Raw genomic sequence first — 26878 nt, 5'->3', positions numbered from 1 at the left:
AACGGAGCGGCACCTATCGCAGTTGTGTCGAATGCTGTCTGCAGTCGAGCAACTGGCTCAATCGGTGAAAGAGCGACGAGCTATCTTGTTCGTTGGAGCCGGGGTGTCGATGAGCGTCGGCTTGCCGTCCTGGCAAAAGCTCATCGAGCACATGCAAAACGAGCTCGGCCTTCACGAGGACATGATCGGCGCACCGGAGGCCAGCTATCAGGCCCTTGCCGAATACTACCGGCTGAAGCAGGGGAGCCTCGGCCCTTTGCGCAGTTGGATGGATCGTGAATGGAGCGTCTCGCGGGAAGAAGTGCAGCGGTCGGCAATCCACAAGCTCATCGTATCGCTCGATTTTCCGATCATCTACACCACCAATTATGATCGCAACCTCGAGGTAGCCTTCGAGATCCATGGCCGGCCCTTTGTGAAGGTGGCCAATGCAAAGGACTTGCCCAAGACGACCGGCGAGGTGACGCAGATCATCAAATTCCACGGCGATTTCGACGACGACAAATCGCTGGTCCTGGCGGAGACCGATTATTTCGACCGGCTTTCGTTCGATTCGCCGCTCGACGCGAAGTTTCGCGCCGACGCGCTTGGGCGCACCATCCTGTTCATCGGCTACAGCATGTCTGATATGAACATCCGTCTGCTATTGCACAGGCTTTGGCAGACCTGGCGGCGGTCGGGCTACGAGAAGAGCCGCCCGAAATCCTTTATCTTCATGTCGCAGCCGAGCATCGTCCAGGAGGCTGTTCTCGGCCACTGGGGCATCGAAATGCTGACCGAAGAGGCCGACGATCCTGAGGACGCGCTGCTCGCATTCCTGAACGAACTCAAGGACAAGGTCGGCCGGCCAGACGGCGCGTGAGAAAACTTGCCGAAACGGATTGGCCAGGCGCTGGGAACCGGCTGATCCGGGACCGAGTCTGAATGGGCGCACGCAAACACCAGCGAAAAATGCATGCCAAACACGACCTGTCGGCCGAGTTGCCTATGAGATCGATTGTTTTGCCCGCAGGTGCGGCCTGACCAGGGACGAAGCACTCAAGATGATGCGAAATGCCGGCAGGTCCAACGATGGCACCAAGGCATCTGGCGAACCCGGGCCGAAGTGGCCGCATGGGTTCTACATAGCGGGCGGCCGGACGGTCATCCGGCACAGCTGCTTCGTCGTCTGTCTCGGTATCCGCATGGCAGTCGGTGGTGGAGCGCACCGCTGAGGATCGAGCGATGCAGCGGCCGCCGATGGAACATCCGCCGACAATTTTCGTTGACATGCTCCACTAGGCGAAGAGGTCGAGCATGTCGAAGTTCCAAGCCGCTACCCCGGAGCGTTTGCAGCAGCTCAGGCTCGAGGCGACAGCGCACTTTGCGCCGCTCATACTGCGCGAGGCGCTGGTGCGTCTCTGCCGAGCGTGTGGAAGCGAGAGCCTCGAACGGTTCGAGAAGACCATGGTTGACCAAATCGAGGCATCGCGTGACGAAAAGGCCGATTTCGACACAATGAAGGAATTTGCCATCGAACAGCTCTATGGCTGGATTCGAGAAGTCAGGTCTTCACCGGACATGACACAGCCGCTGGAGAATGTAGACACCCGAAGGACCCCTGGCCGCTCGGAAGAGCCGCAGACGCTGGAAGACCAGCTGCAGGCGGGTCTGGAGGATTCTTTCCCCGCAAGCGACCCGCCGGCTGTTGTTTCCACCGCGATCCCCGGCGGATCGAAGAAGCTGGTCGGAACCGACGAGGTCCTCAGGCAGCAGCGGGAGAAAAAGGCCGAGGAAGCCAGCCATTCGTGATAAACGGCTCTGCGGGGAAGCAGCCTGCCGGTTCACCCGCCGTCCGGCATGAAGGCCGTCCGGGCATGTGTGTCATGCGGCTCGCCTTCGACAAGAATCTTCGCTTCCAAAGCCGCGTCGATAAATGCTTCGCGGGCTTCCGCTGCCGTAATCTGGCCGATCTGGGCGCCATCCAATGCATCTCCCGCCATCAGCGACAACGGGGCATTGCGGGCAGGCCATTTCTCGCTTTTGAGGCAGTAAGAAGCCTCGAAAACGGAGCTGACCATTCGCGATCGTCCCGGCTTGCCGAAGTAGATGCAAACCGGAGCATCGAACTTTATCTCCAGCATGGCGGTCCTCCCGATTTAACCACCCTTGATATAAATTAGCCTCAGCAGGTCACATGGCCTGCTGGGCATTTTAGCCGACGTCGCGAACCGCAGTGGGATTGGTGCCTGCTGGTATTTCGGCGGCGACATCGTGCGCCAGAATGCCCGCCTTGCGGGCGAATGCTTCGAACGCCGCGCGCACGGTCTCGGCATCGACCTCGTCAGCCAGCCCGGCGCGACAGGCGTCGAACGCCGCCTTGTGCGCCGGGCCGCGACTCGGCCATTCGTTCAAGACGTCATAGGCCTGCCAGATATTTTCGACATGGCGAGGGAAACCAAGGCCGACGAGAATTGGAACGGGGCGGCCAAACGATTTTTTTGTCATCTGTGTCTCCGCGAAAGAGCCTGTCGCATCAACGCTGGGCGGACGCGAGGCCCATGCTCTTTAACGCGGGATTGCTGCACGGGTTGCAGCGGGTTGTTCGATCGTGCGCCGGCCGATGCTGGCGTCATTTGTTGGTCCGCATCTTTTGCCGGGGATTGATACCGCCTTGAGGCGTGGTGTCGTTCTCGACATCGCCTTCGAACGTGTTGTCGCCCTGATCGAGCCGGTCGCCCTCCTTGATCGTGCCCTTGGAACTGCCGATGCCGGGATCGTTGGCAAGGTCGCTATCGGCCGGCGTTTTGCCTTTGGCGTGCTTGTTTCCTGTCATGGGTTCCTCCTGTTTTGAGGTGGCGGACTGTCCTTGAGGTGGCGGCCCAGGCTCGCTGCGAAAATCGCGTTTCGACACGCCAATGGCGGCGCCCCGGATTTTCGGACGGCCTGGATTCCAACTCCGCGATACCGGTGGTTGTTCCGTCAAAAATATCACCGCCGGCTGGGTTGCCCAGCCAAGCCGCTCCGGTTCCCGATCCGGGTGATTTTCGCCAGCCGGAACGATCTTTCGCCCAATGCATTTAACTGGTCTGCGCTCACGAACTCATTCTGGACGGGAGCTGGACCATTGCCACCTACAGCCTACGCCTTGGCGACTCGCGAAACCGAAGAAGTTTCCATCGTCGACCTCATACCCGCTTTGAGGGCTTTCGCCCGCACCTTCTGCCGCACTCCCGATGATGCCGACGACCTGGTCCAGGAGACGCTGACCAAGGGCTTGGCCAACATTGACAAGTTCGAAGCTGGAACGCGCATGAAGTCATGGCTCTTCACGATCATGCGCAACACCTACTACACGCGTGTCAGGGCCGCGGTGAGGGAAGCGCCCGGCCTGCTCGACTGCGCTTCGCTGCGGCCGATCTCGGAAGCGACGCAGGAATGGTCCGTACAGGGCAAGGAAGTCCACCAGGCCATCCAAAGCCTTCCTGAGCACCAGCGCGAGGTTCTGATGTTGATAGGCGTTCTGGGCATCAGCTATGAGGAAACGGCCGAAATATGCGGTTGCGCGGTGGGAACCGTGAAGAGCCGGCTCAACAGGGCACGCGCCGGCGTGCTGGAATACCTTGGCGAAAGTTCCTCGCAAACCCTGATGGAAAGGCGCAGCTATCTGTCCGAAGGACAACTGGACTTCGAAGCCGAGAGGCGCCGCTAATACACGTCACGTTAGTTACTGGTTTCGCGCAAGCGCCTTTCGATAAGCGCATGCTGCAACTCGATCGCAAGTTTGGTCAGCCTGTCAGGAACCCTTTCCTGTTCGATGGCCGCAAGCAAGGAAGCGATTTCCCGGTCTATCGTCAGATCGGCACGCGTGCTGACGGAATCTTCCCTTGAGCGAGACATCGCGTTCTCTTGGCAAATGTTGGTCCCTTCACTTCACTCTGGTGGCAACAGTGCGAGTTTGCAAGAATTTGCAGGGCGTCCATGCGACCGGCATCGGTCCTTGCACAGCTTCGTCAGCGGTTGGGCTCTCGCCGCCTTTCAATTGCTCACCGGCTGCAAGCTCGCATGCTGCCGCAACGATCAGTCTTCAGGCCGCCGATCCGCTGAATGATCCTGGTACTGCTCGGACTTGACCCGATTGCCGTCGAGCCCACGCTCCTTGGTGTGCTGCTTCTTGTCTCTGTTGGACAGAACGGCGTTCTCTCCGATCTTGTCCTTGGGAAGATCGGTCATCGCGCCAGCGCCAGCGCCTTTGCCGTGACTGCCGCGACCGATGTGCTTCTTGCTGCCGGACGCCATCTTGTTCTCCTTCATACTGTCGAATAGCGGCTTTTCCCGTTCGGCATCCGAACCAGCGTTGGGCCGCAATGTTCCGCCGGAAATCGTAAGCAGGAAGGCATCGCCGTCCCAGTGCCGGAACGGCTTTTCGCCGTCGACGAGGACTTGCATGCCATTTGCGTTGGCGAAGTTATGGACATCGGCGCGATCCAGCGCCGGCGATCCGCGATATGAATAATTCAAAAGCGCGGCCATGCCCGGCCTCTTCAGCACGCGCGCGATTTCCACGAAATGTCGCTCCGCAAGGCCGGCCAGCACCAGATAGGGAAAGCTGTCGACGGCCAGCACGCGGTCGAAGCTGGCATCGCAAAAATCGGCAAGATCGAAACCGCGCGCAGGGCGGAATTCTACATTGCCGAGCCCGGCGCATCGCCGGCGGGCGATCGAGATCATCGCTGGGGATATATCGCTGCCAACGATCCGGTGCGACAGAGCGGAGAGCGCCTGTTCGAACCGACCGATACCACAGCCGATATCCAGTATGTCGCGGTCAGTGCCGGTAAAGCCTCGCCTCTCCAGCCATGCAACGATCTCAGCCGTAGCGGCAGAGAGCTTTTCCTCATTGCCCAGCGATGACAGCTGGACGCTTGCCGCCGGGGAGATCGCCGCCGCCGCGTCAAACCCGGCCGCCAGCCGCTTGACGACCGCATCGTCGGTCTCGTCCTCGCCACGCTCGTGCCGAACGGCACCACCTGTTTTGCGCAGCGTGGCGAAGATCTCGGGCCTGCGCCGAAGCAGGTCCGCAATCCGTTGCAGTTTTGCCGTGTTTCGCGGGTCAGCCGAGTGCGTGTTTTGCGCAATCTTCGCCAATTCTGCAGCATCGATTCCTGTCTCGAAACGGAGAGCCAGCCTTGCGATGACGGCTTCGACGCCGGCACCGTCTGCCATGCACTCCTCCAGCACCCGCCTTGCTGATGTCGACCGCCGAGATTCCGGCTGGGTCGCGCTCATCGCCCTTTGCTCCGCGTCCAGATCTTGCGCATCGTCCACCGGTCTACGGCGCCCCAGCTGTACTTGTAGGCCTCTTGTCCGCGCAGAAAATCGAACTCTTCCGCGCCTTCGCAGATCGCCTGCCTTATCGCTTGGCCGATGAGCAGCGCGCCGGGACTTTCCTCGGCATAGGCCGGATCGAAGCCACCGAGATAAGCGCAAGCGCGGCCACGATGATGGAACCCGTAATAGGCGCCCACGATCGCGTTACCGATCGTGATAAGCCAGCATCGGGCAAGCACCTGTGCGACCAGCTGCGGCAGCGCCTGACGGTGGAATGCTTCCACGCGGGAATCGGACAGAACGCCGTCGCCGTGTCCGGCCCAGCGCGCGCGGTGAAGGCGGATCAGGTGGTCGAGGAATGTCTGCGGATCGGACAAAGCGGGTTCGATGGAGACACTGCCGCGTCTCGACGCGGCCCTGTGGGCGCGGCGCAATTGGCGCCTCCGCCGCGCCGGAACACAGCCTTGAAGCGTCTGGTCGCCGGCGAGGGCGAGCACCGGGCAAGCGGCGTGACCGACGGCTTGGCATGATTCGAGCGCGGCATGCCTGATGGCAAGGCCGGCGCCGCCGGGAGGCAGGTCCTGCAAGATCCACTGTGACCAGCCGACGGAAAGAACGGCGCCACCGATGACTGCGCCGACCGGTTCGGCGATCTCGGGAAGACAAAGGACATCCAGATAGTCGCTCAACGAAATGCCGAGCGGAAGCAATCGCGCGCCGGCGTCGTGGCGTTCCAGATAGAGTGGCGCCAGGCCGACCAGATCGTCGCCACGCCAGATGGCGACCGTCGCTAGCTCGCCGGGAGCAAATGTCCGCCACCATGGCAGCAACCATGCGGGAGACTGGAACGGCGTCGCCGAGGGACTGCGCGACCAGAGTTCCCACCAGTGCGGCTCGAGGGCTTCGAGGTCCGCCGGATCGTCGATGATCTCACTGCGGAGCATGTCGCGCTCACTTTGCCGTCGCGAGCTGCCCGCTGTCTGTGCCGAGCCGTGCCAGCGCCCGATAGGCGTCCATGTAGGAGGAAACCATGCGGTCGAGTGAAAAGCGCCGCCGCGCCTCGGCTCGGCAGGTCTCGGGGTCCAGGCTGGGTGCGGCAGCGATGGCTTCGGCCATCTCGTCGACATCCCCGACCAGATACCCGGTCTTGCCGTGCTCGATCACATCCGGCAGTGCGCCATTCGGGAAGGCCACCACGGGGGTGCCGCAGGCGAGCGCCTCCATGGCGACGAGCGAACTGGTTTCCGCGGCAAGGCTCGGGATGACTAGGCAGCGGGCTGTGTTCAGCAGGCGCCGCTTGGCGACAAAGCCGAGCGGACCAAGGAAGCGGCGCCGGTCGTCCAGCCGGGGTTCGACCTCGTCGCGAAAATACGCTGTGTGCGTTTCGTAGGGATAGACCTTGCCACCGATGACCAGCGGCACTCTGGCCTTCTTGGCTGCGTCCAGCGCCAGATGGATGCCCTTTTCCGGGCAGACGCGGCTGAGCACGAGCGCAAAGTCGTGTTTGGCCTGCGGTTCGCTCAGCGCGTCGACGTCCACTCCGTTGGGAATCGGCCCGATCAGCCTGGCTCCCGGCGGCGCGGTTCTTTGCTGAGCCGCCGATACCGCATGCAGCCACAGATCCTCCCGCGCCGGATTGAGAGCGTCGGCCGGATACCAGTCGAGCGGCAAATGCAGGGTCACCAATGTCGGCCCGTCGCCCGGCAGATAGGCATCGAAATCGATACCGTGCAAATGGACCACGTCGATTGGCCAGCGAGCGCGTGCGGTAGCAATTGCGGCGCGATGAGCACGCTGTGCCCGGCGCTTCGCCGCTTCATCGAGCACGCCCGGTTCGGCCGGCGTCTCGATGAGGACACCCGCAGCGCTCGAGCCCTGGCAGCCGATCACGATCGAGCGGTGTCCGGCCTGTACGAGCGCCTGGTCGAGCATCGACAGCACCTGCTCGGCACCACCGACCGCATCCGGCCCGACCGGGGCGAGGGGATAGGCGACGTTGAGGACGGTGAGCGTCATGGCTGGAGAGCCGAAGCTCCTCACGCTGCGGAGGCGCGCAGCCTGCCGACCGAAGGGGCAGCGATGCTGCCGGCATATCGGCGCGTCATTGCCGCGCAGAAGTCGGCGAATTCCTCCGGCACCAGCGGCGGACTGCTGTGGTGCGGCATCATTCCGCGGTGTTCCGGCGTGAAGCAGAAGGTGACCGTCACGTCGAAGTCGGCCAACGCCTCCATCTGCCTGTCGAACCAGTCAAGTGCGTTGGGCCTGAAACTGTCGGCCCAGGAAAGCCCGGTGCGCAGATTGGTGACGCCGAGGCGTTTCATCCAGGCAACGGCGTCGTCCAGCCGGTGATCTTCGAAATGGAACCACTGCACCAGTCCCATTGCCGGCGTGTGGTGCAGGAACTCCTCGAGCGCGGGCTTTGGCGTGCCGTCCTGGCGGAGCAGGCCCATGTAGAAATGGCGGTAGTAAGACGAGCCTTCCGCCTCGCGATGGCGCGTCGTCGCTTCCCACTCGCGCGGCAGGTCGTAGAGGCTGTACCATTGGATGCGCGGTGCGTTGCCGATCAGCAATTCCGCGGTCCGGCGCAGGCCCCAGACCTGTACCTCCTCGGCGCCGAAGGTCGACACGCCGACCTCGCTGACCCATACCGGAAGATCGGTGACAGCCGAAATCTCCCCGATCTTCTGCGGCCATTCGTGGATCTGCCAGAGGTTCCAGTCGAGCGGGAAACCGTGCACGGCGACAGCATCGACATGATCGAGCACGTCGAACTCCTTCATCCGTGTCATGAAACCGGCATCGATCGGCGAGATGCCGCCAAGGACCTTGGTCAAGGCCGGATTCTCCGACGCGATCGCGTCGGCGGCCAGGATTGCCATGTTGGCGAAGCGGCTCCAGTCGGGGTCGAGCTCGGGATCCCAGTGGGATTTGTTGTTGGGCTCGTTCCAGATCATCGCGGCTTCAATCATTTATTTGTCCTTTCGACGGGTAGACGACGCCGCCACCGGCCGGCACGTCGGCGGTGCGGCAGAAATAGACCTCCTGCTCCGGTTGCAGGACGATCTCGAAGCCGGCGCTGCGCAGCATGGCTTCGGTGCAAGCGCGATTGGGAATCCACCAGTTGGTCGGGTCGTCGGCATAGCGATGCTCGATGAAATGCAGCTTTGGGAACTCCGGCCGGTCGAACAGGTCGTGGGTCCAGAAATGATAATTCTGCTCGAGCGCCGGCACGTTGGTGCTGCCGCGCTGCATCGACTGGAAGATCATCAGGTCCCGGGCGACGTGCTCCCGGATCAGATCGAGTGCGAGCAAGGGATGGCGCAAATGGTAGAGCACGCCCATGAACAGCACGATGTCGAACCGCTCATGCAGGGCGCCGACGTCGTAGACCGAGAGCTGCCGGAATTCGATGTCGCAGTCTGCTACCTCCGCGGCAAAGCGCGCCTGCGCCAGGTAAGCCTCATCGAAATCGATGCCAAGCACGCGACCGGCGCCGCGGCGTTTCATCTCGATCGAATAGAAACCCGCATTGCAGCCTATGTCGAGCACCGCCTTGCCGGAAAGATCGGTGGGAATCGCGTCGGCGAATTTGCGCCATTTGATCAGCGGATAGTTGCCGAGGAAATGGTCGGGAGCGGTTTCGATGCCGGCCAGTTCCATATTGTGGAACCATGGGCCGAGCGCATCGATACGGCGGCGGATTTCGGCATCGGAATGCAGCATGGCTAGCCTCCTTCGCCTGCGAGGACAGGGACGTGCTGGTGGCCGGGCAGCGTAATGGCGACTTGGTCGTCCTTGGTACCGGCGGCGCTTTCAAGCAGGCGAAGTGCGGTGCGGTAGCCGTTGAAGGTGCCGACGTCGACATAGGCGGTGCCAGCCTTGATGCCATAGGCATCGCCTCCGGCGGCGAGATAGGCATTGACCAGCGTGCCGATATATTCGTCGCACCGGTCCCGTTCCCGCCACAGCGCGGCGAGCTGGTGAAGGGTGCGGCCGGGCATCTTGAACGCACCCCAGATCCAGTTCGATTGGGCATTCTGCTGCTTGACCTGGATTTGCTTCACCCGGTCGTCCTGGTCGACAACGACGGCATCGAAGAACTCCGGCTGGTCCACCGGAAACAGCAGGAAGGACAGGCCGTCGTCCGGGAGGGCCAGGAAGCCGTCTTCGGGAAACCAGATCGTATCGGGCAACCCGACCAGAACGGTCTCATCGGCTGTGACGAGCGGTGCGGCACGGAAGATGGCGTCGCAAAGGCCGACCGGAGAGGGCTGCACCACAAACAGCGCAGTCGCGTCGGCATAGCCGGCAGAATAATATTCGAGGATATCCGACTTACCCGAGCCGATGACGAAGCAGATCTTGTCGGCCCCCGCGCGCACCATGCGGCGCACCAGGTATTCGCTGACCGCGCAAGGCCGCTCGGTGTTGCCGTCGATGCGGCTGCCGACCGGCAGAAGCTCCTTCGAAAAGCCGAGCGGCTGGATGCGGCTTCCCCGTCCGGCTGCGGGCACGATGCCCAACATCAAACTGCCTCCTTCAACGGCTCGCCATGCGTGGAGCCGTGCAGTGCATCGGACAGGATGCGGTCGAATTCCTTCGCGCGCCGCGCCGAGGTGTGTTCGTCCAGCACCCGCTCGCGCGCTCGGCGGCGGATAGCGTCAAGCTCGGCGTCGGACAGGTCGAGCGCGGCGACCACGTCGTCGGTGCTGTTCGCCACGACGATCTCTTCGCCGGGCCGGAAAAAGGCCTCCAGTCCCGGCCATGTGTCGCTCACCATCGCGGCACCGCAAGCGGCGGCTTCGAACAGCCGGCCGGAAGGACACCAGCCCCTTTCGGCCATCGCCTCGCGGGTCACGTTCAGGGTCAGCCGTGATGATGAAAAGAAGGCGGGGTGGTCGGCCGGCGGCAGATGCCGGACGAAGAAAATATTGTCGCTCCACGGGAATTCCTGCGGATATTGTGCGCCGCCAATGATGAAGCGGCGCTCCGGCAGGCGCGCAGCCGGACTGACCAGCAGCCTCTCGACCCCGGCCTGGCGGTCTGCCGCATAGGTCCCGAGATAGGAAAGGTCGCCGGCAAACTCCGGCCTGGGCGGGGCGGGCCGGTGTCGCTCTGGATCGACATGGCCGTAGAGCGGCATGACGCGGCGCGCACCCAGCATCGACCTCAATGCGTCGATCGCGGTTCCTCCCGTGTAGCTCAGCACGAGATCGAAATCGCGAAGCCCTTCCGGCCCGAAATAGGCCGGAGGCTCACCCTGTTCGATCCGCGCCAGCGTCACCGGCGTATCCAGATCGTAGAACACCTTCAGCCCGCGACAGGCCTGGTGGGCAAGGCGCGACGCGCTCACGGCATCGGGGCAATAGGAGGTGACGATGACCACATCGGCCTCATTCATCGCCTGCTCGGCAACGCGCTGGATGTCCTCCCAATCCTGATAAAGGACGAGGTTGCCGCCATCCAACTGGTCGAGGTCGCGCGTCCCGGCATAATAGGGAGTGTTGCGTTCGAAGAAGGTGATAGACCAGCCCAGCCCGGCCATCGCCCGGATCAATCCGCGCCACAGCGTGGCGTGCCCATTGCCCCACGACGATGTCACGGTAAGACCGAAAATGACCATGCGCATCCGGCAATTCCTCGTCAGGCAGCTTCGTTGAGTCTGATCAGCTTCGACCCCCAGTCCCCCCAAACAACCGTGGTGATCGACGCTGGGTCGATATCGAAGCGAAAGCAGTTTCCCAGCGACAGGCCGAGCACCTTGCACACGGTGGCCTTGATGACGTCGGCATGGCTGACCAGTGCGACGCCCTGGTTCTGGTAGGTGCCGCGGACCTGCTCGATCAATGAGACGACGCGTTGCTGCACGTCCAGCATGGTCTCGCCGCTCGGTGTTCTCGCCTGCTGACGGTGGTCGTTCCACACCCGCCAGTCGGCATCCTGGTTCAGCTCTTCGAAGGTCTTTCCCGACCAGGTGCCGAAGTCGATCTCATCGAGTTCCTCGCGGATCACGATTTCACCGGCATTGCAGGCAAGCGCGATCGGATTGGCAGTCTCCTGCGTGCGTTCGCGCGGGCTGCAGAAGATTGCCGCTATCGCCTCGCGTGCCATGCGGTCTGCCAGATGCGAGGCCTGTGCCTTGCCGGCTTCGCCGAGGCAAACGCCCGCCATCCGTCCGGCAAGATAACAGCCGACATTGTCGTGCGCGGCGTGGCGCACCAGAAAGAACGTCGTCGTCATTCCGCGGCATCGAGCATCGGCTCGTCCTTGCCGGCGATGAAAGAGAGCGTGCGCTGGCGGGCTTCCGCGTCGGTGAACTGCTCGGGCGGCGATTTCATGAAATAGCTGCAGGGACCGGTCAGCGCGCCCGCGATACCGCGGTCGAGCGCCAGCTTGGCGCAACGCACCGCATCGATGACGACGCCGGCCGAATTGGGCGAATCCCACACTTCCAGCTTGAGCTCGGCATTCAGCGGCACACCGCCGAAGGTCGTGCCTTCGACCCGGATATAGGCCCACTTGCGATCGGTCAACCACGGCACATGGTCGCTCGGCCCGACGTGAATGTTGCCGGGCTCCAGGGGAACGTCGATCTGGCTGGTGACGGATTGCGTCTTTGAGATCTTCTTCGATTCCAGCCGCTCGCGTTCCAGCATGTTGAGGAAGTCGGTGTTGCCGCCGAAATTGAGCTGGTAGGTGCGATCGATGCGCACGCCGCGCTCGCGGAACAGGTTGGCGAGCAGACGATGTACGATCGTCGCACCGACCTGGCTCTTGATGTCGTCGCCGATGAGCGGCAGGCCGTGCTGCTCGAAGCGCCGGCGCCACTCCGGCCGCGAGGCGATGAAGACGGGTATGCAGTTGACGAAGGCACAGCCCGCCTCGAGCGCGCACTCGGCATAAAAGCGCGTTGCCTCCTCCGAACCGACAGGCAGATAGGACACCAGGATTTCGGCGCCGCTTTCGGCGAGGATCTTGCTGATGTTGGCGACGGGTTCGTCGGCCTCCTGGATCTCGTCGCGCAGATATTTGCCGATGCCGTCCAGTGTCGGCCCGCGTTCGACGCGAACGCCGGTAGGCGCCACATCGGCAAAGCGGAAAGTATTGTTCGGCGCGCTGTAGATCGCGTCTGCCACATCGCGTCCGACTTTGCCCTTGGCGACATCGAAAGCGCAGACCACCTCGATGTCTTTGACATGGTAGCCGCCAAGATCGGCATGCATCAGCCCGGGGATGGGCTCATCGCTCCTTGCGTCACGGTAATAGGTGATGCCCTGAATAAGGGAGGAGGCGCAGTTGCCCACGCCTACTATTCCGATCCGAACTTTCTTCGATCCCACGAAACCGCTGCCTATGCTGTTGAAGGTAAGTTCTTCGTGCCAAACCACCTGCCTCGCTGATTGTTCCTTGCCGGCTGCAAAAATCGTGCAACCGATGGTGGATCAAAGTAGCGCTCGCCGAGTTGTGCAGCTGGGAGTGAGGCCAACCGGGACGGAACAATGATCGTCTATGGCGACCACAAGCGAATTGAGAGCGCGCGATATGTTCGCGGCTCGGCCTGCGAAGCGGCCGGGCACATTGCGGATATGCCAAGCGGGATCGGACGGCACGCAGCCCTGGTCGGCCTGTTCATCAAGATCTCGGAATTGGTCCAGGGCCTTGCCGATGCTGAATTCGAGGCCAACGGCATGGACAGGAATTCCCGACAGCGGATCGCGGGCGCAAATCTCCTGGTCGGCTTGGCCCGGGACGTGGGCAGATCGTGGGCGGCCGGATTCGCCATCGACGGCCCGGTCGATGCCGAAGTGCCGCGAATGCTGGCCGAACTCGATTGCGATGGCGAAATCCTCATCGGCACGGCCGAGGGCTACGCCCATTACGCGCTCTATCCGGAGAGCTATTTCGTCGCCGCACGGCAGTCGGGTCTCGATGCGAACACATGCGTAATCGGCATCCGCAGCATCGGCCTGGGATTGGCAGCGATGGTGGCGGCAGCCATCGGCGCGCCGGCACCCGTCAGCGTCCGTCCGACCGGTCATCCGTTTCGCAGGCGGCTTGCCGCCGATCCGGAACTGATCGGCGGCTGGAGGACAAGGCCATCGGCCCATTTCGCTGTCGTCGATGAGGGCCCGGGCCTGTCCGGCAGCTCGTTTCACGCAGTCGTCGCATGGCTGCAAAGGCTGGGCATCGATGCCAGGCGCATCCATCTGTTCCCAAGCCATTCGGCTGGCCCGGGCCCCGAGGCATCGACGAACAGTCGGGAGGCATGGACGGTTTGCCAAAAACACAGCGTGGATTTCGAACGGACTTTCCCCGCTGGATCCGCTGTCCCGACGTTGCGGGATTGGGTGGCCAGGACGATCGGCAGCACAGCGGCCAGCCTGACCGAAATATCTGGCGGAGAGTGGCGTCGCTTTCGAGACAGGACGGAGGAACATTGGCCACCTGTTCACCGCGGCTTCGAGCGGCGAAAGTTTCTTGCTTCTGCGGGCCGGGAAAAATGGTCGGTCAAATTCGTCGGCCTCGGTGAAATCGGAATGCACAAGGCCGAGACTGCCAGGAGGCTGAATGACGCAGGCTTTGGCCCGGACATCGCCGGGCTGTGCCATGGCTTTCTCGTTGAACGCTGGATCGACGGTACAACGCTGGAGCGGGCAAGGCATTCGAAAGAAAAAATGGTCGCTCATCTCGCGCGCTATCTGTCCTGGCGCGCAGCCAATCTGCCCGCCTCCGAACAGGGCGCCTCGCTGGAGGCGCTTGCCGACATGGCCGTGCGGAATACAAGTGAGGCGCTGGGCGAAAGCCGCGCGGCGGAGCTGCAGACCTGGTTCTCGAAACAGGCTCCGCCCAAGACCATGCAGCGGGTCGAGATCGACGGGCGGCTTCATCCGTGGGAGTTCATCCTTTCGCGCGGTGGAAGGCTGGTCAAGACGGACGCCCTCGACCATTGCCGATCGCACGATCTGATCGGCTGCCAGGACATCGCCTGGGACATTGCCGGCGCCCGTGTCGAGTACAGCCTCTCCGACGCAGCGACTGCGGCACTGTGCAAAGCTGTCGAGGCGACTACGTCTCGTCCCGTCGATGCCAATCTGGTCCACTACTACGAGCCCTGCTATCTCGCCTTCCAGCTTGGCTTGTGGAGCATGGCTGAGCGATCGGGCGATGATCGGGAACAGATCCGGCTGGCGGCCGCGGCAAGACGTTACGCTGCCGCGCTGCTTCGTTTCCTGGAAAGCCAAGGCGACCTGCCGCCGCTCGAGCGGGATCAGTCCAGCCGGCGAAGCATATCCGCTTCCTTTTCGAGGATGGCCGCTACCTCCTCGCGCTGAAGATGCGTCATCATCAGGCTCACACAACATTCCAGATAGGTGATGGAGGCGCGCCGCAGGAAGGCAGCCGTCTCCTTTGCGGCCATTTGTTCGATGTCTTTGGCGGATCGCTTCGGATGCACAATCGTCTCCATGCCGGTACCTTGGCAGAACCAGAAGCTGGACGGGTTGTTCCCGCGACGAGAAAAAGTGACCAAATCCGAGACGACGGCGCTTTCCGTCGTGACCAAGCAGCGGCCAGACGCTCCCCGCCTTCAGGCCGGCAGATTTTGCAGCCGGCCTGATGCAGAACGCACGGTGGCGGCAATTCGACGTCTTCCGTCGATCATCTGCGCCGTCTCAAGCTCGGCAAAATAGCCGATTGTGCGCACCAAACCCTGCCTGAGCGGCACTTTTGGCGACCAGCCGAGAAGCTTCCTTGCGCGGGAAATGTCGGGTTGCCGACGACGAGGATCGTCTTGCGGCAGCGGCAGGAATTTCAAGCCCGATTTGGTTGCGGTCATGCCTCTCACCAGGCTCGCCAGTTGCAGGATGGTGAACTCCCCCGGATTGCCCAGATTGACGGGCTGGCTCGGATTGGGATTGACCTCCATCAACCGGATCAAGCCGTCGACCAGATCGGAAACGTAGCAGAACGACCTGGTCTGCAGCCCGTCGCCGAATATCGTCAGCGGCCGTCTCTCGAGTGCCTGCATGATCAGATTGGAAACGATCCGTCCATCCGCAGGATCCATCCTGGGACCATAGGTGTTGAAGATGCGCGCTACACGGATATCGGTTTTTCCCATTCTCAAATAATCGAAGCACAAGGTTTCGGCGGTGCGCTTGCCTTCGTCATAGCAGGCGCGGGGGCCGATGCAGTTCACGTGGCCGACATAGTCTTCCTTCTGCGGATGCTGTTCGGGATCGCCATAAATTTCGCTGGTGGACGCCTGCAGGAACCGGGCGCCATTGCGGGCGGCGAGCTCCAGCAGATTGAGCGTTCCGATGACGCAAGTCCGCGTCGTATGGACCGGGTCGGCCTGGTAACGCGGCGGCGAGGCCGCGCACGCCATGTTGAAGATGCGGTCAACCGGTTCGCCAAGCTCCAACGGTCGGCAAATGTCTTGCTTGATCAGCCGAAAATCCGGACGATCGGCGATCGATGCTATGTTCTCCATGCGGCCGGTAAGGAAATTGTCGACGCAGATCACGCGCCAGCCGGCCTGGAGCATTGTCTCGCAAAGATGCGAACCGAGGAAACCTGCGCCGCCGGCGACAAGCACGGTCTTGGTCCGTTGCGCCTTTCTTGATAGCTGCATCTCTATCTTCTCCCGTCTGCGGGTCATGCTGCGCTCTCGACGTCCAGATCGAGAACAGAACGTGGCGATTTGGCCTGCGCCAGCAGCGAAACGAATTCGCGGGCTCTTGCGATGCTTGTGTGAGCTGCGAGGATGAGCACGCGCGCCTGCCTGGCCATGGCAAGCCGGGCGCCGTCGGATTCCCCAGACAGGATACCGATTACGTCCTCGGTCCTGCGCGCCGTGTGGATCGTCCGCTCTGGAAACAGGCTGTCCAGTCCGGCCCAGCTATCGCTGATGATCGCCGTGCCGCAGGCGGCTGCCTCGAAGAGGCGCACGCTGGGCGACCATCCGGCCGCGATCATGGAACTGCGCGTGACGTTCAACGTGTAGCGTTGGCGGCTGTAAAAGGCGGCGTGATCTGCCGGCGGCAGGTGTTCGATGCGATCCACATTGTCCGGCCAGGCGATTTCGCGCGGATATTGCGAGCCTGCCACGACGAAGCGGCGCTCCGGCATGCGACGCGCCGGTTCGAACAGCAGGGCCTCTAGCGTCGCCTGGCGGTCGGGGCTGTAGGTGCCGAGATAGCCGAGATCCCAGCGGATTGGATCACCGGTTCCGTGATGCCGTTCCGGGTCGACGGAGCAGTAGAGCGGCTCGGCCCGCCTCGCGCCGAATTCCGCCGTCAGACGGGCAAGCGTCGGCCCGCCGGTGAAGGAGAAGTAGACGTCGAAATACGGGACCTGCCGCCTGGCAATGTACTCGCAATCATCGGTCGAAAGCTTTGCCAGCGTGATCGGCGTGTCGATGTCGTAGAAGCAGAACTGACCCGTGCACAGCGATGCCACGACGTCGATGATTTCAGGGCCTTCGGGAACGAAGGAGCCGACGACCACGATATCGGCATCGCGCAGACAGCGCGCAAAATTGCGGCGAAGATCATCGATCGTTTCATAGTAGCGCAAGGCGCAGAAATCGGGATCGCGCAGATCCCGGTGACTTGCGTACCACGGCACGTCGCGTTCGAGAAAAGTGACGCGGTGGCCGAGTTCGTGGAGACCTTTAAGCAGCCCCCGAAAGGTGGTGGCGTGGCCGTTTCCCCAGGATGAGGAGAGCGACAGGCCAAGAAAGACGATGTCGAGCGGCTTTGTCATTCGGCCGCCTCCACGGTCGGACGCTCGAAATGGCGCCTGAAGATGGCGTCGGCTAAAACGGCACGTGTCGTGTAGGTATGTTCGCCAAGCACGCGCCGAAGCGCCGATGTCCCGATCGCCTTAGCCCGTTCGGCACTAAGGCTTTGCATGATCTCGGCGACGTCCTCGCCATCGCGCGCGACCAGGATTTCCTCGCCGGGTTTCAGGAACAGGTCCACGCCGAGCCAGGCGTCGGTGATGAGGCATGCGCCGGCGCCCGCCGCCTCAAAAACGCGCGTCGCAGGTGAAAAGCCATTGGCCGCCATGCTGTCGCGGCTGATGTTCAGCACCGCCTTGGCCGTGACGTTCAATGCATTGTGGTCGCGCGTGCCGACATGGCCGAGCCATCGGACATTGGCGGGCATCTGCTTGTCGCCCCAGCCCGATCCGCCGAGCAGGAAGCGCTGATCGGCGGAGCGGCCGGCCGGGTCGAGGAAGAAGGCTTCGACGCGCGCCTCGCGGTCCGGCAGCCGGTTGCCGAGAAAGGCGAGATCGCAGGCAAAGCGCATGTCCTTGCCGACCGGATGATGCGTTTCCGGATCGAGCGCATTGTAGATCGGCACGCATTCGGCCGCCCCCATTGCCCGATAGGCCCAGACCACCGGGTCGCCGCCGCCATAGGTCAGCACGAGGTCGATTTCCTGCAGCGCGCGATGCAGCGGATGGTCGGGCTCGTCGCGCAACTGGCCAAGCGTCGCCGGCGCATCGACATCCCAGAATACGGTGAGCGCACCGGCACGGGCGTGATCGAGCACCGCCCGCAACAGCGCGTCGTCGGCGAAACCGACGCCGCTCGCCTTGACGACGATATCTGCCTCCGCCGCCCGCGCCGCCACCTGCATCAGCGCCTGTGGGGTCGCCTCATAGACGACGACGGCACACCAGTCCGGCGCCTCGATGTCGCGGTTCTTCTGGCGATCGTAGACATCGGGCTCATAGAAGGTGATGTCATAGCCGAGCCTGGCCAGAGCCTTGAGCAGCCCGCGGTAATAGGTGGCCGCGCCGTTCCAGTAGGACGACAGCAGGCTTGACCCGTAAAATGCAATCTTCATTCGGCGGCCTCCGTTGCAAGAATCGTGTCCGCGGCTTGGCGGCGCCCGCATTCGGCGAGCACGCCGAACAATTGATCCGCCCGGTGCCGGCATGTGTGCCGCAAGCGGATGGTCTCGAGGCCCGATGTCGCCAGAGAAGCGGCGAGATCCGCGTCGTGCAGCACGGCGCGAAGATGACGCCGCATCTCGGAACCGTTGTTTGCAAACAGAAAATCTACGCCGGGCCTGAACAGGCGTTCGACATCGGACCACGGCGCCGAAACGAGCGGGATGCCGCAGGCGAGCGCCTCGAACATGCGGATGGTCGGGATGCCGGGCAGGCTTTCGCGGTATGGACGCCTGGGGATGTGCACTGTGATGCGGTTTGCTGCAAACGCCTTCGGCACGTCGGCGTTGGCGATCCAACCTTCGTAGCGCAGGCCGGCGGCCGCAAGGTCGGCGAGCGCTTGCCGTGGATAGCGAACGCCGTGGACAGTGCCGCTCAATCCGAGCTCACGCACCGGCTCGACCAGGAATTCCCTGATTTCGGCGCTGCGCTCGTCGTCGCCCCAATTGCCGATCCAGATCAGGTCGGCGCAGCGCTCGATTTCAGGATGGGGCTCGAACAGATGGTCATCGGCTGCCTCGTGCCAGGTAAAGACCCGCTTGCCCCATCCGGCGCGAAGATAGCTTTCCCGCAGCGCCTCGCCGAAGGCGAGCACGCCGTCGTAATGTTCAAGCTGCAAGGCAGAAATCGCTTGCGTGGCCGAGATGGCGCGATGGTGCGTGTCGTGGAACAGCAGCGTGAAACGGCCGCCAGTTGCTTTCGCCTTGCCCAGCCGCGCAACAAGGTCCGGCTCGGTCCACTCATGCACGATCACCACATCGGCATCGGATATCCAGGCTTCGTGGTCGAAAGCGGCATCGTAGGTCACCGGCATCAACTCGGGGAAATCCTTCCGGAATCGCTCGATCGCGAAGGACCCTTTCTCGGCTACCAGGTTCGACCGGCTCCAGCCGTCGGCGGGTTCCAGCGCGATCGCCTGGTGCCCGCGCGCGACCAGCTCGCGCATGATGCCGCGCAGGAAATGTGCGTTGCCGTGGTTCCAGTCGGAAACGATCGAATGGGTGTAGAATAAAAATCGCATAATCAATTATCCGCCATGGTGGCCAGGGCCGCCTTGTCGTAGACGCCGCGCATGGCGGTCGCCTGCCTTGCCAGTGAAAATCTGCGGCTTCGGCGCGCCGCCGCCTCACCGAGTTCTCGCCGGCGCTGCGCGTCATTGCAAAGGCCATTGATGCAGCTGGCGAGATCGCCCGGATCGCGCACGTCGTAGAACAGGGCCGCGCCGTCCCACAGTTCCCGGTAGGTCGCGATATCGGCGAGCACCAAGGGCGTTGCCGACATTGCGGCTTCCAGCGTGGCCAGGCCGAACGGTTCGTAGAGCGACGGCGATACGAAGATACCGGCCCGAGCCATCAGCGAGCGCACTTCCTCATGTGGCACCGGCCCGAGGGGAACGGCGCCACTGAAGCCAACATGCTGGCCGTCCGGCCCTTGCTGCGAGCCGGCGACGAAGACCGGCCATTGCGTCAGGGAGGCGGCCTGGTCCAGCACCGCCGCATTCTTTCCTTCGTCCCACCAGCGCGCGGCGGCGAAAACGACCGATTCCCGTCTTTCGCTCTTCGCGCCGGGCCGCGCCCCGTTGCCGACGACGCTCAGGCGCGCGATCGGCCCGTAGCAGGTTTCGAGCATGTCGGCATGGCTGCGGCTGGGCGCAACGACCATTCCTGCTTTGTCGAGACCGCGCCGGTTGCGGTCCTTCTGCCAAGCCCATTCGCCGTCCGCCGCCTGTCCCTTGACGGCGTGGAACCATGTCACCACGCAGGAATGCGACACCGCCACGACGGGGCAGGGCACGTCGAGCCCCGCGGCCTGCGTCGGCGCGTTGAGATGGACGATTTCGACGGCGTAGTCACGTATGAGCGGGTGCAGCTCCTGCTGCAATGTGTCGAGGTCGTGCTCGTTGCGGGTCATCCAGTCGGGCGGCGTGTTGAGCCATGTCAGCGTTGCGAATGACTGGGCCTCCTCGGCCTGCTGCCTGGACGGTTCCGGACCAAGCCCGGCAAGCACGACGCTGTCGCCGCCGGCGACCAGTTGCCTGGCCAGATCGAGCGCATAGCGCCAGACGCCGCCAACCGCATCGACAGTCATCAGGATACGCCGCGGCCGCGGGCTCAGTGTCCGCAACATGTGGCCTCCAATTCGGCCAGCGGACGCGGCCGCTTCTCCTGGATGTCGCTGAACGTTCGGAAGGATGCGAGATAATGTTCATGCGCGCGCTCCCAGGCGAGATCGTCCGGCTCGCCCCAAAGTTCGCGGTAGCTCGGCGAACTCGGATAAGGATAGAGCGGCACCGGTTCGTTGGCCCAAACGCCGTTGTCGATCAGGTGCTTCCGCCAATAATCGACGAGCGCGGGATCGTCCTCGACCACGCCGATCAGATTGGCCTGCACGAACGGCACGTGGCGCCTTGCGTCGACCAGCAACGCGGCCAGCTCCTCGGTGCCCAAACGGCAGCGTTTTGCCAGCATGGCGCGGCCTTCCACCGTCAGGCTTTCGAGGCCCGCCTCGATCGAGACGCAGCCGGCGGCACCGAGCAGCTTCAGCAATTCCGGCTTCCAGAGGTCGATACGGGTCTGCACGCCGAACTTCACATCACGATCGACCAGCGCCTCCAGCAATGCCTTTTGCGGCAGGAAGATCTCGTCGATGAAATAGATGTAGCCGACGCCCTGTGCGATCAGCCGGTCGATCTCGGCGATCACTGCTTCGTGGTTCCGGCGGCGATAGGCATCGCGGAAATCGATCTTGGCGCAGAAACTGCAATTATACGGGCAGCCGCGCGACGCCTCGACCTCCGCTCCAAAGCCGACCTGGTCGTCGTCGAAGCGGTGATGATGGTGCGAATGGGCGGCAATCCAGTCTGATGGCCATTCGAGCGCTGGGTGATCGATGAACGAGCTCGCATGCACGCCGCCGTTCGAGACCAGTTCTCCATCCTCGAAGTGGGCGGTGGACGGCACCGCACTCCAGTCGTCGCGGCGGGCAAGTTCCGCGACCACTTCCTCGCATTCGCCGCGCACGACGATGTCGACGCCAAGCTTGCGCAAAGTCGGCGTCGGCGTCGCCGAGCCATGCGGCCCGACGGCGACGGTGCGACCGCCGCGCCCGGCAAGATGGTTGAGGAAATCGGCCGGCACGCGCAACTCGGGCGGTGCGCAGCGCCAGAACAGGTAGGTCGGCGCGGTGCTGACGATGGTCATGTCAGGCTCGAATGCGGCGACGCGATCGGCGAGCGCGGCGTTGTCGAGCTTCTGGATCTGCCCGTCCAGCATCAGCACCTCGTGGCGGGCTGCTTCGAGCAGCGCTTTCGAATAGCCGAGTTCGAGCGGCAGATGCGGCTGGCGGCAGCCGAAATAGATGCTGTCCTGGTACGTCCAGGACGGATTGACCAGAGCGACCCTCATGCCACGTACCTCGCCGGTTCGGGATGCGGGTCGAGGCGATGACGCTGCAGCCAGTCGGCGAGGTCGCGGATGCCGTTTTGCCACGGGACGTGCGCTTTCCACCCCAGCGCCGCCTCGATCGCGCGCGTGTCGGCGACGAAGAACGGTTGGTCGCCGGTGCGTTCGCGGTCGTAACGAATCGGAACGTCCCGTTTCGTTATGTCGCGAATCTCCTTCAGCAGCATGCGCAGGCTGACGGCGTTTTCCGGTCCGCCGCCGAGATTGAATGCTTGGCCCTTGATCGCCTCGATGCGGTCGAGCACGGCGCGATAAGCCGCGACCGCGTCGGCAACATGGAGGATGTCGCGCACCTGCTTGCCATCACCGTAGATGGTGATCGGCCGGTCGGAGAACGCGTTAAGCAGGAAATGGGCGACCCAACCCTGATCCTCCGTCCCGAACTGGCGCGGTCCATAGATGCAGCTCATGCGCAGCACCGCCGTCGGCAGGTCGTATGACTTGGCGTAGTCGAGGACATACTGGTCCGCCGCGCCCTTGGAGCAGCCATAGGGCGTGCAGAAATCGAGGCCGCGCGTCTCGTCGACGCCGTGCGCTCGGACGCCCGCGTCGCGAGGCGCGTATCTGCCGTCTTCTTCGCGCATAGCAAGGTCGGCGAGGCGGCCATAGACCTTGTTGGTGCTGGCGAAAACGACGGGGATGCGCTTGCCGCTGCGGCGAGCGGCTTCCAGGACGTTGAACGTCCCGCGCAGGTTGATGTCGAAATCCTCGTCCGGCCGAACCAGGCTCGTGGTGACGGCGGTCTGCGCGGCAAAGTGGAAAACCGCCCTCGAGCCTGCCACCAACGGCGTGAGCGCCTCGGCGTCACGGACATCGGCGATTTCGACAGCGAGGCGGTTGCCGTGCTTTTGCGTCAGCCATTCCAGGTTCTGTTCGATGCCGGGACGGCTCAGATTGTCGATGACCAGCACCGGCTCGCCGTCCGACAACAGGCTGTCGGCGAGGTTCGAGCCGATGAAGCCGCTGCCGCCGATAATGGCGACGGGCGCTTCGCGAAAATTGCGTGAATCCGGTCTCATGATACCAGCCCTCGCGCTTCGAGTTCCCGCTTCATCTCGGCGCTGCGATCGATGGCGACCGTGTTACGCACCCAGGCGACGAAATCGCCGAGCGAATGCTCCAGCCGGTGCTGCGGCTGGAAGCCGAGCAGTTCGCGCGCCTTGGAGATGTCGGCAAAGCAGTTGCGGATATCGCCGGAGCGTGCCTTGCCGAGGATTTCCGGCTGGCGCCCAGGCACGCCCATCGCTTCGGCGAGCAGCCGGGCGACCTCGCTGACCGGGTAGGCCCGCCCGCTGCCGATGTTGATGACGTGGCCGCGCGCCTGAGGCTGTTCCAGCGCCAGCCGGAAGGCGAGGGCGACATCGCGTACATGAACGAAGTCGCGCTGCTGTTCGCCGTCTTCGAAAATCAGCGGCCGCTGGCCATTGGCGATGCGCGAGGCGAAGTTCGCCAACACGCCGGTATACGGGTTGGAGAGTGCCTGTCCGGCGCCGAAGACATTGAACAGGCGCAGCGCCACCGCATCGACGCCATAGGCTTCGCCGAAGATCAGTACGGCGCGTTCCTGGGCGTATTTTGTCAATGCGTAGATCGAGGCGAGGTCGACCGGTTTCTGCTCGTCGGTCGGCAGCGGCAACAGGACTTCTCCTTCCGGCGACAGGGGATTCCATTGGCCGCTGCGGATGTCGTCCGGCTGCCGTCTTGCATTGTCGATGCGCTGGCCGTCCGGCGTGGCATAGAGACCCTCGCCATAGACGCTCATCGACGAAGCAACGACGATACGTTCGATCGGGCGTTTGATCAGCACTTCCAGCAACGTGGCGGTGCCGAGGTCGTTGGCGCCGACATAGCGGGCGATCTCGTACATGGACTGGCCGACGCCCACTTCAGCCGCCAGGTGAATGATCGCGTCGACATCGTCGACCGCCTCTGCGATGGCGTCGCGATCACGAACGTCGCCTTTGATCAGCTTGGCGCCTGGCGGCAGGCTGATTGCCTCGCCGCCATGCACCTGGTCCAGCAGCGCATCGAGAATTGAAACCCCATAGCCATGTTCAACGAGTTCCTGGGCGACGTGGCGGCCGATAAAACCGCAGCCTCCCGTGACCAGTATACGTTTCACGACAACTCCTCATACGAATGGCTTTGCCGCCCCAAACTTCCGGGCGAAAGGTTTGTTCCCTTGCTTCAACAAAGTTCAGGAGGCTCGCCGGGGTAGGTTCAACCAGGCGTGGGAACATCGAAGGCTGCTTGGTGTTAGGAGCCATGTTCGACCAACCGCGCACATGCCGGGCAGCGATGCATCTGCTGGTTGTGTGGAGGCAGACCGGCAACGCGGGGGTCTCGCGGTCTGCGGTGGAATCGAAGGGAGATTGCGATGTCTGAATCGAAGACGACCACCGATCACGACGAAATCCGCCGTTGGGCCGAGGATCGCGACGGGCGGCCGGCGGTGGTGCGCACCAAGGGCGAGGGCGGCATACTGCGCATCGACTTCGGCGAGCCTGAAGAGACGTTCGAGCCCGTCGAATGGGACGAGTTCTTCAGGATCTTCGATGAGAACGAACTGGCGTTCCTCTACCAGGATGAGACCAGCGGCGGAAAGACTAGCCGCTTCAACAAGTTCGTCGAGCGCAGCCGGAAAGGCTAACATCGTCTAGTACCCCTGCATGTCGCGTTGGCCGCAGAACTATTCGAGACGACGGAAGCGATCGAGCGCGTCCTCGTCATAAGGGATGCCTCCCAACTCTCGGGGTGCGCCGAGGCTAGACTTCGCCTGGAAAAGGCGACGACGCGCATCATCGACTATGGCAGCGGCGACCTCACGCAAGAACCCTTTCACGTGAGGATCGTGCTTGCAGATGGCGTCGCCGCCTACGTCGGATCGGCCAACCTGCTCAGGCGCTCGAAGGTAGCAAACCCGAGTGCGGAATGTTATCGAGGGTCCGGCTGTTCATGCCGTCAAAGTGCTCGTCGATGCGGTTGCCAACATGGCGGAAGCAATCTCCACGAGGTGCTGACCACGAAACGGTATCATGGAACTATTGCCAATGCCGTCATGGCGAGAGTGTTAGCGCAATCGCTGTCACCAGAAGCGCGCGCTTATGTGCCGTGCTGGAATGCACATGAAGAATCCGCGTCCGCGCGGCCTCGTCGATTTCCTTGCCTTCGAGGAAATCGTCGATCTGTTCATACGTGACGCCATGGGCATCTTCGTCAGGACGAAGCGGGACAAGGTTCTCCAGGTCGGCGGTCGGGATCTTGTCGACGAGTTCGGGCGGAGCGCCCAGATGCGCGGCCAAGGCTCGCACCCTGCGTTTGTTTAGCCCCGAAAGAGGAAGGATATCGGCGGCGCCGTCGCCGAACTTGGTGAAGAAGCCCATCAGTGCCTCGGCCGCATGGTCGGTGCCGATGACCAGTCCTCGGCTGGCGCCGGCGAGCGCGAACTGGGCAATCATGCGCTGACGCGCCTTGATGTTGCCAAGCAAGAAATCCTCGCGGCCTGCGTCGCCGAACTCGACACCAGCCCGCTTGATCGAATCTAGCATTGCGTCGGCAGCCGGCTTGATGTCGACCCGATGCACTTCGTCCGCCCCTATGGTGTCCAAAGCCCGCTGGGCGTCGCTCTCGTCGGCCTGGTTGCCATACGGGAGCCGAACGGCCAGGAATTTGGCGTCGTATCCAGCCGTTCGCAGTTCCTCAACGGCCCGTTGAGCCAGAAGGGCCGCGGCAAGTGAATCCACCCCGCCGCTGATCCCCAGCACATAGGTGCTGAGCCCCGATGCACGCAGATACGTGCCGAGAAATTCGATACGCCGGCGTGCCTCCAGCGCGACGTCAACACTGGGAGCGACACCCAACGCGTTGATAATCATTTCCTGTTCGGTCATTGGCAGTGGGTGGTCCTGATATCACAGCATTCCGTCTGGTACCTCTGCACAGAGGATTCAATTGGTTCGATGGGTTGTAGCCGGGGAAGCCTATCGGGTTCGACAAGCAATTCAATGCAGCGCGCGAGGCTGGTTGCCTGCGGATCAATCCAGCGCGCTCAAGGGCGAGCACCATCTGATGGACGGAAGGTGCGGTGACGCCGAAGAAGCGCTGCATGTCGCGTTCGGCCGGCGCGCGACCGTTTAGCAGGCCGTAGATCCGGATGAAGGCGAGGTACTGGCCCTGCTTTTAGCTGAAGCAGGGTCGGTCTGGCGGCCGTCCGTCAACTAATTGATTCATTTTCTGACTCTTCCGGAACCTCCGCAACCGAAGGAGGCCTTCCGGATGAATGTACGCTATCGCGTCGATCTCGACCAACCCGAACGCGACGAACTCACAGCCATGCTGGCAGGCGGCAAGCATCCGGCGCGCAAGCTCAAGCGGGCGCAGATCCTGCTTGCTGCCGATGCCGGCCGCAGTGACGAGACCATTGCCACAACGGTGGCGGTCGGCGGCTCCACTGTCTACCGCACCAAGCGCCGCTTCGTGGAGATGGGCCTGGAGGCGGCGCTCAGCGAAGAGCCACGCGCAGGCGCGCAACGCAAGCTGACGGGCAAGGAAGAAGCCCTGCTGGTGGCACCGCCTGCTCCAGTCCGCCGCCGGGTCGGGCCCGTTGGACACTGGATCTGCTGGCCGATGCGTTCGTCAACCTGACCGAGCACGAACAGCTGTCGCGCGAGACGGTGCGCCGGCGCCTGGCCGAGAACGATCTCAAGCCGTGGCGCAAGGACATGTGGTGCATTCCAAAGGTTGACGCGGAGTATGTCGCGCGCATGGAGGATGTGCTCGACCTCTATGCCGAGGCACCGGACCCGAAGCGGCCGGTGGTGTGCTTCGACGAAAGCCCGACCCAACTCATCGGCGAGGTGCGTCAGCCAATCCCGGCCGCGCCGGGAAGGCTGGAGCGCTACGACTGCGAGTACAAACGCAACGGCACCGCAAACCTGTTCGTCTTCCTCGACGCGCATCGTAAGCGCTGTTTGCCTCGCACCTTGACCACGACGCCGTTGTGCCGTTTCGAAGACTGCCGCTGTGACGGAGATGGCAACAATGCGCCAATGAACGAACCCGCTCGCGGGAGGGGCGCGGGGTTTGAGGCGTGAGCTTTGTTGGCAGCGTCGGTGAGGCTTTAATCGATCAGGGGTGACGGACGG

At 63.0% G+C, this 26878-nt stretch carries 28 protein-coding genes and 2 pseudogenes; 7 read left to right on the top strand and 23 right to left on the bottom strand.

The window, feature by feature from the left end; translation table 11 throughout:
- Positions 1-31: 31 nt before the first annotated feature.
- Together NKI47_RS22375 and NKI47_RS22370 are read left to right on the top strand one after the other, a co-directional pair.
- Positions 32-862, top strand: a complete 831-nt coding sequence (locus tag NKI47_RS22375; protein ID WP_502897040.1) for an SIR2 family NAD-dependent protein deacylase — start codon at positions 32-34, stop codon at positions 860-862.
- Positions 863-1296: 434 nt separating this feature from the next.
- Positions 1297-1791 carry a hypothetical protein gene (locus NKI47_RS22370; protein ID WP_023676147.1) on the top strand — a complete coding sequence of 165 codons (495 nt, stop codon included), beginning with the start codon at positions 1297-1299 and terminating at the stop codon, positions 1789-1791.
- Between the two features lie 32 nt (positions 1792-1823).
- On the opposite strand, the gene NKI47_RS22365 is transcribed toward NKI47_RS22370, so the two are convergent.
- The 3 genes from NKI47_RS22365 to NKI47_RS22355 form a co-directional block, all read right to left on the bottom strand.
- Positions 1824-2123, bottom strand: a complete 300-nt coding sequence (locus NKI47_RS22365) for a DUF982 domain-containing protein (protein ID WP_023676146.1) — start codon at positions 2121-2123, stop codon at positions 1824-1826.
- Between the two features lie 70 nt (positions 2124-2193).
- Positions 2194-2487 (bottom strand): DUF982 domain-containing protein, encoded by a 294-nt coding sequence (locus NKI47_RS22360; RefSeq protein WP_023676145.1) that lies wholly within the window; start codon positions 2485-2487, stop codon positions 2194-2196.
- Positions 2488-2611: 124 nt separating this feature from the next.
- Entirely contained in the window at positions 2612-2815 is a 204-nt protein-coding gene (locus tag NKI47_RS22355) for a hypothetical protein (protein ID WP_023676144.1), read from the bottom strand.
- Positions 2816-3127: 312 nt separating this feature from the next.
- On the opposite strand from NKI47_RS22355, the gene NKI47_RS22350 reads away from it, so the two are divergent.
- Together NKI47_RS22350 and NKI47_RS22345 are read left to right on the top strand one after the other, a co-directional pair.
- Positions 3128-3691 carry a sigma-70 family RNA polymerase sigma factor gene (locus tag NKI47_RS22350; RefSeq protein WP_023676143.1) on the top strand — a complete coding sequence of 188 codons (564 nt, stop codon included), beginning with the start codon at positions 3128-3130 and terminating at the stop codon, positions 3689-3691.
- 50 nt (positions 3692-3741) lie between these two features.
- Complete coding sequence (locus tag NKI47_RS22345) at positions 3742-3870, top strand: hypothetical protein (protein WP_280952093.1); 129 nt, start codon at positions 3742-3744, stop codon at positions 3868-3870.
- A gap of 189 nt (positions 3871-4059) precedes the next feature.
- Here NKI47_RS22345 and NKI47_RS22340 read toward each other — a convergent pair whose 3' ends face one another.
- The 10 genes and pseudogenes from NKI47_RS22340 to NKI47_RS22295 form a co-directional block, all read right to left on the bottom strand.
- Complete coding sequence (locus NKI47_RS22340) at positions 4060-4278, bottom strand: hypothetical protein (protein ID WP_023676213.1); 219 nt, start codon at positions 4276-4278, stop codon at positions 4060-4062.
- Between the two features lie 225 nt (positions 4279-4503).
- Positions 4504-5205: pseudogene (locus NKI47_RS22335) on the bottom strand (class I SAM-dependent methyltransferase); the annotation flags it as partial.
- Positions 5206-5264: 59 nt separating this feature from the next.
- Entirely contained in the window at positions 5265-6254 is a 990-nt protein-coding gene (locus NKI47_RS22330) for a GNAT family N-acetyltransferase (RefSeq protein ID WP_031211613.1), read from the bottom strand.
- Between the two features lie 7 nt (positions 6255-6261).
- Positions 6262-7326, bottom strand: a complete 1065-nt coding sequence (locus tag NKI47_RS22325; protein WP_352593701.1) for a glycosyltransferase family 4 protein — start codon at positions 7324-7326, stop codon at positions 6262-6264.
- 20 nt (positions 7327-7346) lie between these two features.
- Positions 7347-8279, bottom strand: a complete 933-nt coding sequence (locus NKI47_RS22320; protein WP_352593699.1) for a glycoside hydrolase 5 family protein — start codon at positions 8277-8279, stop codon at positions 7347-7349.
- A complete protein-coding gene (locus NKI47_RS22315; protein WP_352593697.1) occupies positions 8272-9033 on the bottom strand; it encodes a TIGR04290 family methyltransferase in 762 nt (253 codons plus the stop codon). Before NKI47_RS22315 ends, NKI47_RS22320 begins: the two co-directional genes overlap by 8 nt.
- Positions 9034-9035: 2 nt before the next feature.
- On the bottom strand, positions 9036-9836 hold the full coding sequence (locus NKI47_RS22310; protein WP_352593695.1) for a nucleotidyltransferase family protein: 801 nt from the start codon (positions 9834-9836) through the stop codon (positions 9036-9038).
- Positions 9836-10939 carry a CgeB family protein gene (locus tag NKI47_RS22305; protein ID WP_352457422.1) on the bottom strand — a complete coding sequence of 368 codons (1104 nt, stop codon included), beginning with the start codon at positions 10937-10939 and terminating at the stop codon, positions 9836-9838. Before NKI47_RS22305 ends, NKI47_RS22310 begins: the two co-directional genes overlap by 1 nt.
- Positions 10940-10953: 14 nt before the next feature.
- The gene (locus NKI47_RS22300) at positions 10954-11550 is read right to left on the bottom strand and encodes a histidine phosphatase family protein (protein ID WP_352593693.1); all 597 of its coding nucleotides are present in this window, start codon (positions 11548-11550) and stop codon (positions 10954-10956) included.
- Positions 11547-12650: an inositol-3-phosphate synthase gene (locus tag NKI47_RS22295; protein WP_352593691.1), complete on the bottom strand. Its 1104-nt coding sequence runs from the start codon at positions 12648-12650 to the stop codon at positions 11547-11549. The genes NKI47_RS22300 and NKI47_RS22295 overlap by 4 nt, the downstream gene beginning before the upstream one ends.
- 159 nt (positions 12651-12809) lie before the next feature.
- Here NKI47_RS22295 and NKI47_RS22290 point away from each other — a divergent pair, with 159 nt between their 5' ends.
- The gene (locus NKI47_RS22290; RefSeq protein ID WP_352593689.1) at positions 12810-14642 is read left to right on the top strand and encodes a hypothetical protein; all 1833 of its coding nucleotides are present in this window, start codon (positions 12810-12812) and stop codon (positions 14640-14642) included.
- Here NKI47_RS22290 and NKI47_RS22285 read toward each other — a convergent pair.
- Genes NKI47_RS22285 through NKI47_RS22245 form a run of 9 tightly spaced genes read right to left on the bottom strand, consistent with a single transcriptional unit; the run spans position 14579 to position 23856 of the window.
- Entirely contained in the window at positions 14579-14872 is a 294-nt protein-coding gene (locus NKI47_RS22285) for a hypothetical protein (RefSeq protein WP_031211608.1), read from the bottom strand. The two genes, NKI47_RS22290 and NKI47_RS22285, sit on opposite strands and share 64 nt — an antisense overlap.
- A 24-nt stretch (positions 14873-14896) precedes the next feature.
- The gene (locus NKI47_RS22280; RefSeq protein WP_352593688.1) at positions 14897-15943 is read right to left on the bottom strand and encodes a UDP-glucuronic acid decarboxylase family protein; all 1047 of its coding nucleotides are present in this window, start codon (positions 15941-15943) and stop codon (positions 14897-14899) included.
- 23 nt (positions 15944-15966) lie between these two features.
- Positions 15967-17076: a CgeB family protein gene (locus tag NKI47_RS22275; RefSeq protein ID WP_023676130.1), complete on the bottom strand. Its 1110-nt coding sequence runs from the start codon at positions 17074-17076 to the stop codon at positions 15967-15969.
- The gene (locus NKI47_RS22270; protein WP_023676129.1) at positions 17073-18167 is read right to left on the bottom strand and encodes a CgeB family protein; all 1095 of its coding nucleotides are present in this window, start codon (positions 18165-18167) and stop codon (positions 17073-17075) included. The genes NKI47_RS22275 and NKI47_RS22270 overlap by 4 nt, the downstream gene beginning before the upstream one ends.
- Positions 18164-19294, bottom strand: coding sequence for a CgeB family protein (locus tag NKI47_RS22265; RefSeq protein WP_023676128.1), 1131 nt, complete (start codon positions 19292-19294; stop codon positions 18164-18166). Before NKI47_RS22265 ends, NKI47_RS22270 begins: the two co-directional genes overlap by 4 nt.
- A 2-nt stretch (positions 19295-19296) precedes the next feature.
- Positions 19297-20400 carry a glycosyltransferase family 4 protein gene (locus tag NKI47_RS22260; protein ID WP_023676127.1) on the bottom strand — a complete coding sequence of 368 codons (1104 nt, stop codon included), beginning with the start codon at positions 20398-20400 and terminating at the stop codon, positions 19297-19299.
- Complete coding sequence (locus NKI47_RS22255) at positions 20385-21677, bottom strand: TIGR04295 family B12-binding domain-containing radical SAM protein (protein WP_023676126.1); 1293 nt, start codon at positions 21675-21677, stop codon at positions 20385-20387. Before NKI47_RS22255 ends, NKI47_RS22260 begins: the two co-directional genes overlap by 16 nt.
- A complete protein-coding gene (locus NKI47_RS22250) occupies positions 21674-22753 on the bottom strand; it encodes an NAD-dependent epimerase/dehydratase family protein (RefSeq protein WP_352593686.1) in 1080 nt (359 codons plus the stop codon). Before NKI47_RS22250 ends, NKI47_RS22255 begins: the two co-directional genes overlap by 4 nt.
- The gene (locus NKI47_RS22245; protein ID WP_352593684.1) at positions 22750-23856 is read right to left on the bottom strand and encodes an NAD-dependent epimerase/dehydratase family protein; all 1107 of its coding nucleotides are present in this window, start codon (positions 23854-23856) and stop codon (positions 22750-22752) included. Before NKI47_RS22245 ends, NKI47_RS22250 begins: the two co-directional genes overlap by 4 nt.
- A 255-nt stretch (positions 23857-24111) precedes the next feature.
- On the opposite strand from NKI47_RS22245, the gene NKI47_RS22240 reads away from it, so the two are divergent.
- Entirely contained in the window at positions 24112-24384 is a 273-nt protein-coding gene (locus NKI47_RS22240) for a hypothetical protein (protein ID WP_023676123.1), read from the top strand.
- 406 nt (positions 24385-24790) lie between these two features.
- Here NKI47_RS22240 and nadE read toward each other — a convergent pair whose 3' ends face one another.
- Complete coding sequence (gene nadE, locus NKI47_RS22235) at positions 24791-25624, bottom strand: NAD(+) synthase (RefSeq protein WP_352593682.1); 834 nt, start codon at positions 25622-25624, stop codon at positions 24791-24793.
- 385 nt (positions 25625-26009) lie between these two features.
- Between nadE and NKI47_RS22230 the strand changes: the two are divergent.
- A pseudogene (locus NKI47_RS22230) lies at positions 26010-26695 on the top strand (IS630 family transposase); the annotation flags it as partial.
- Positions 26696-26878: the final 183 nt, after the last annotated feature.

Origin of the sequence: Mesorhizobium sp. M0633 (assembly GCF_040320645.1) — a bacterium.
GTDB lineage: Bacteria > Pseudomonadota > Alphaproteobacteria > Rhizobiales > Rhizobiaceae > Mesorhizobium.
The sequence above is the reverse complement of the archived record's forward strand: the minus strand, read 5'-3'. Positions and strand labels throughout refer to the sequence as shown.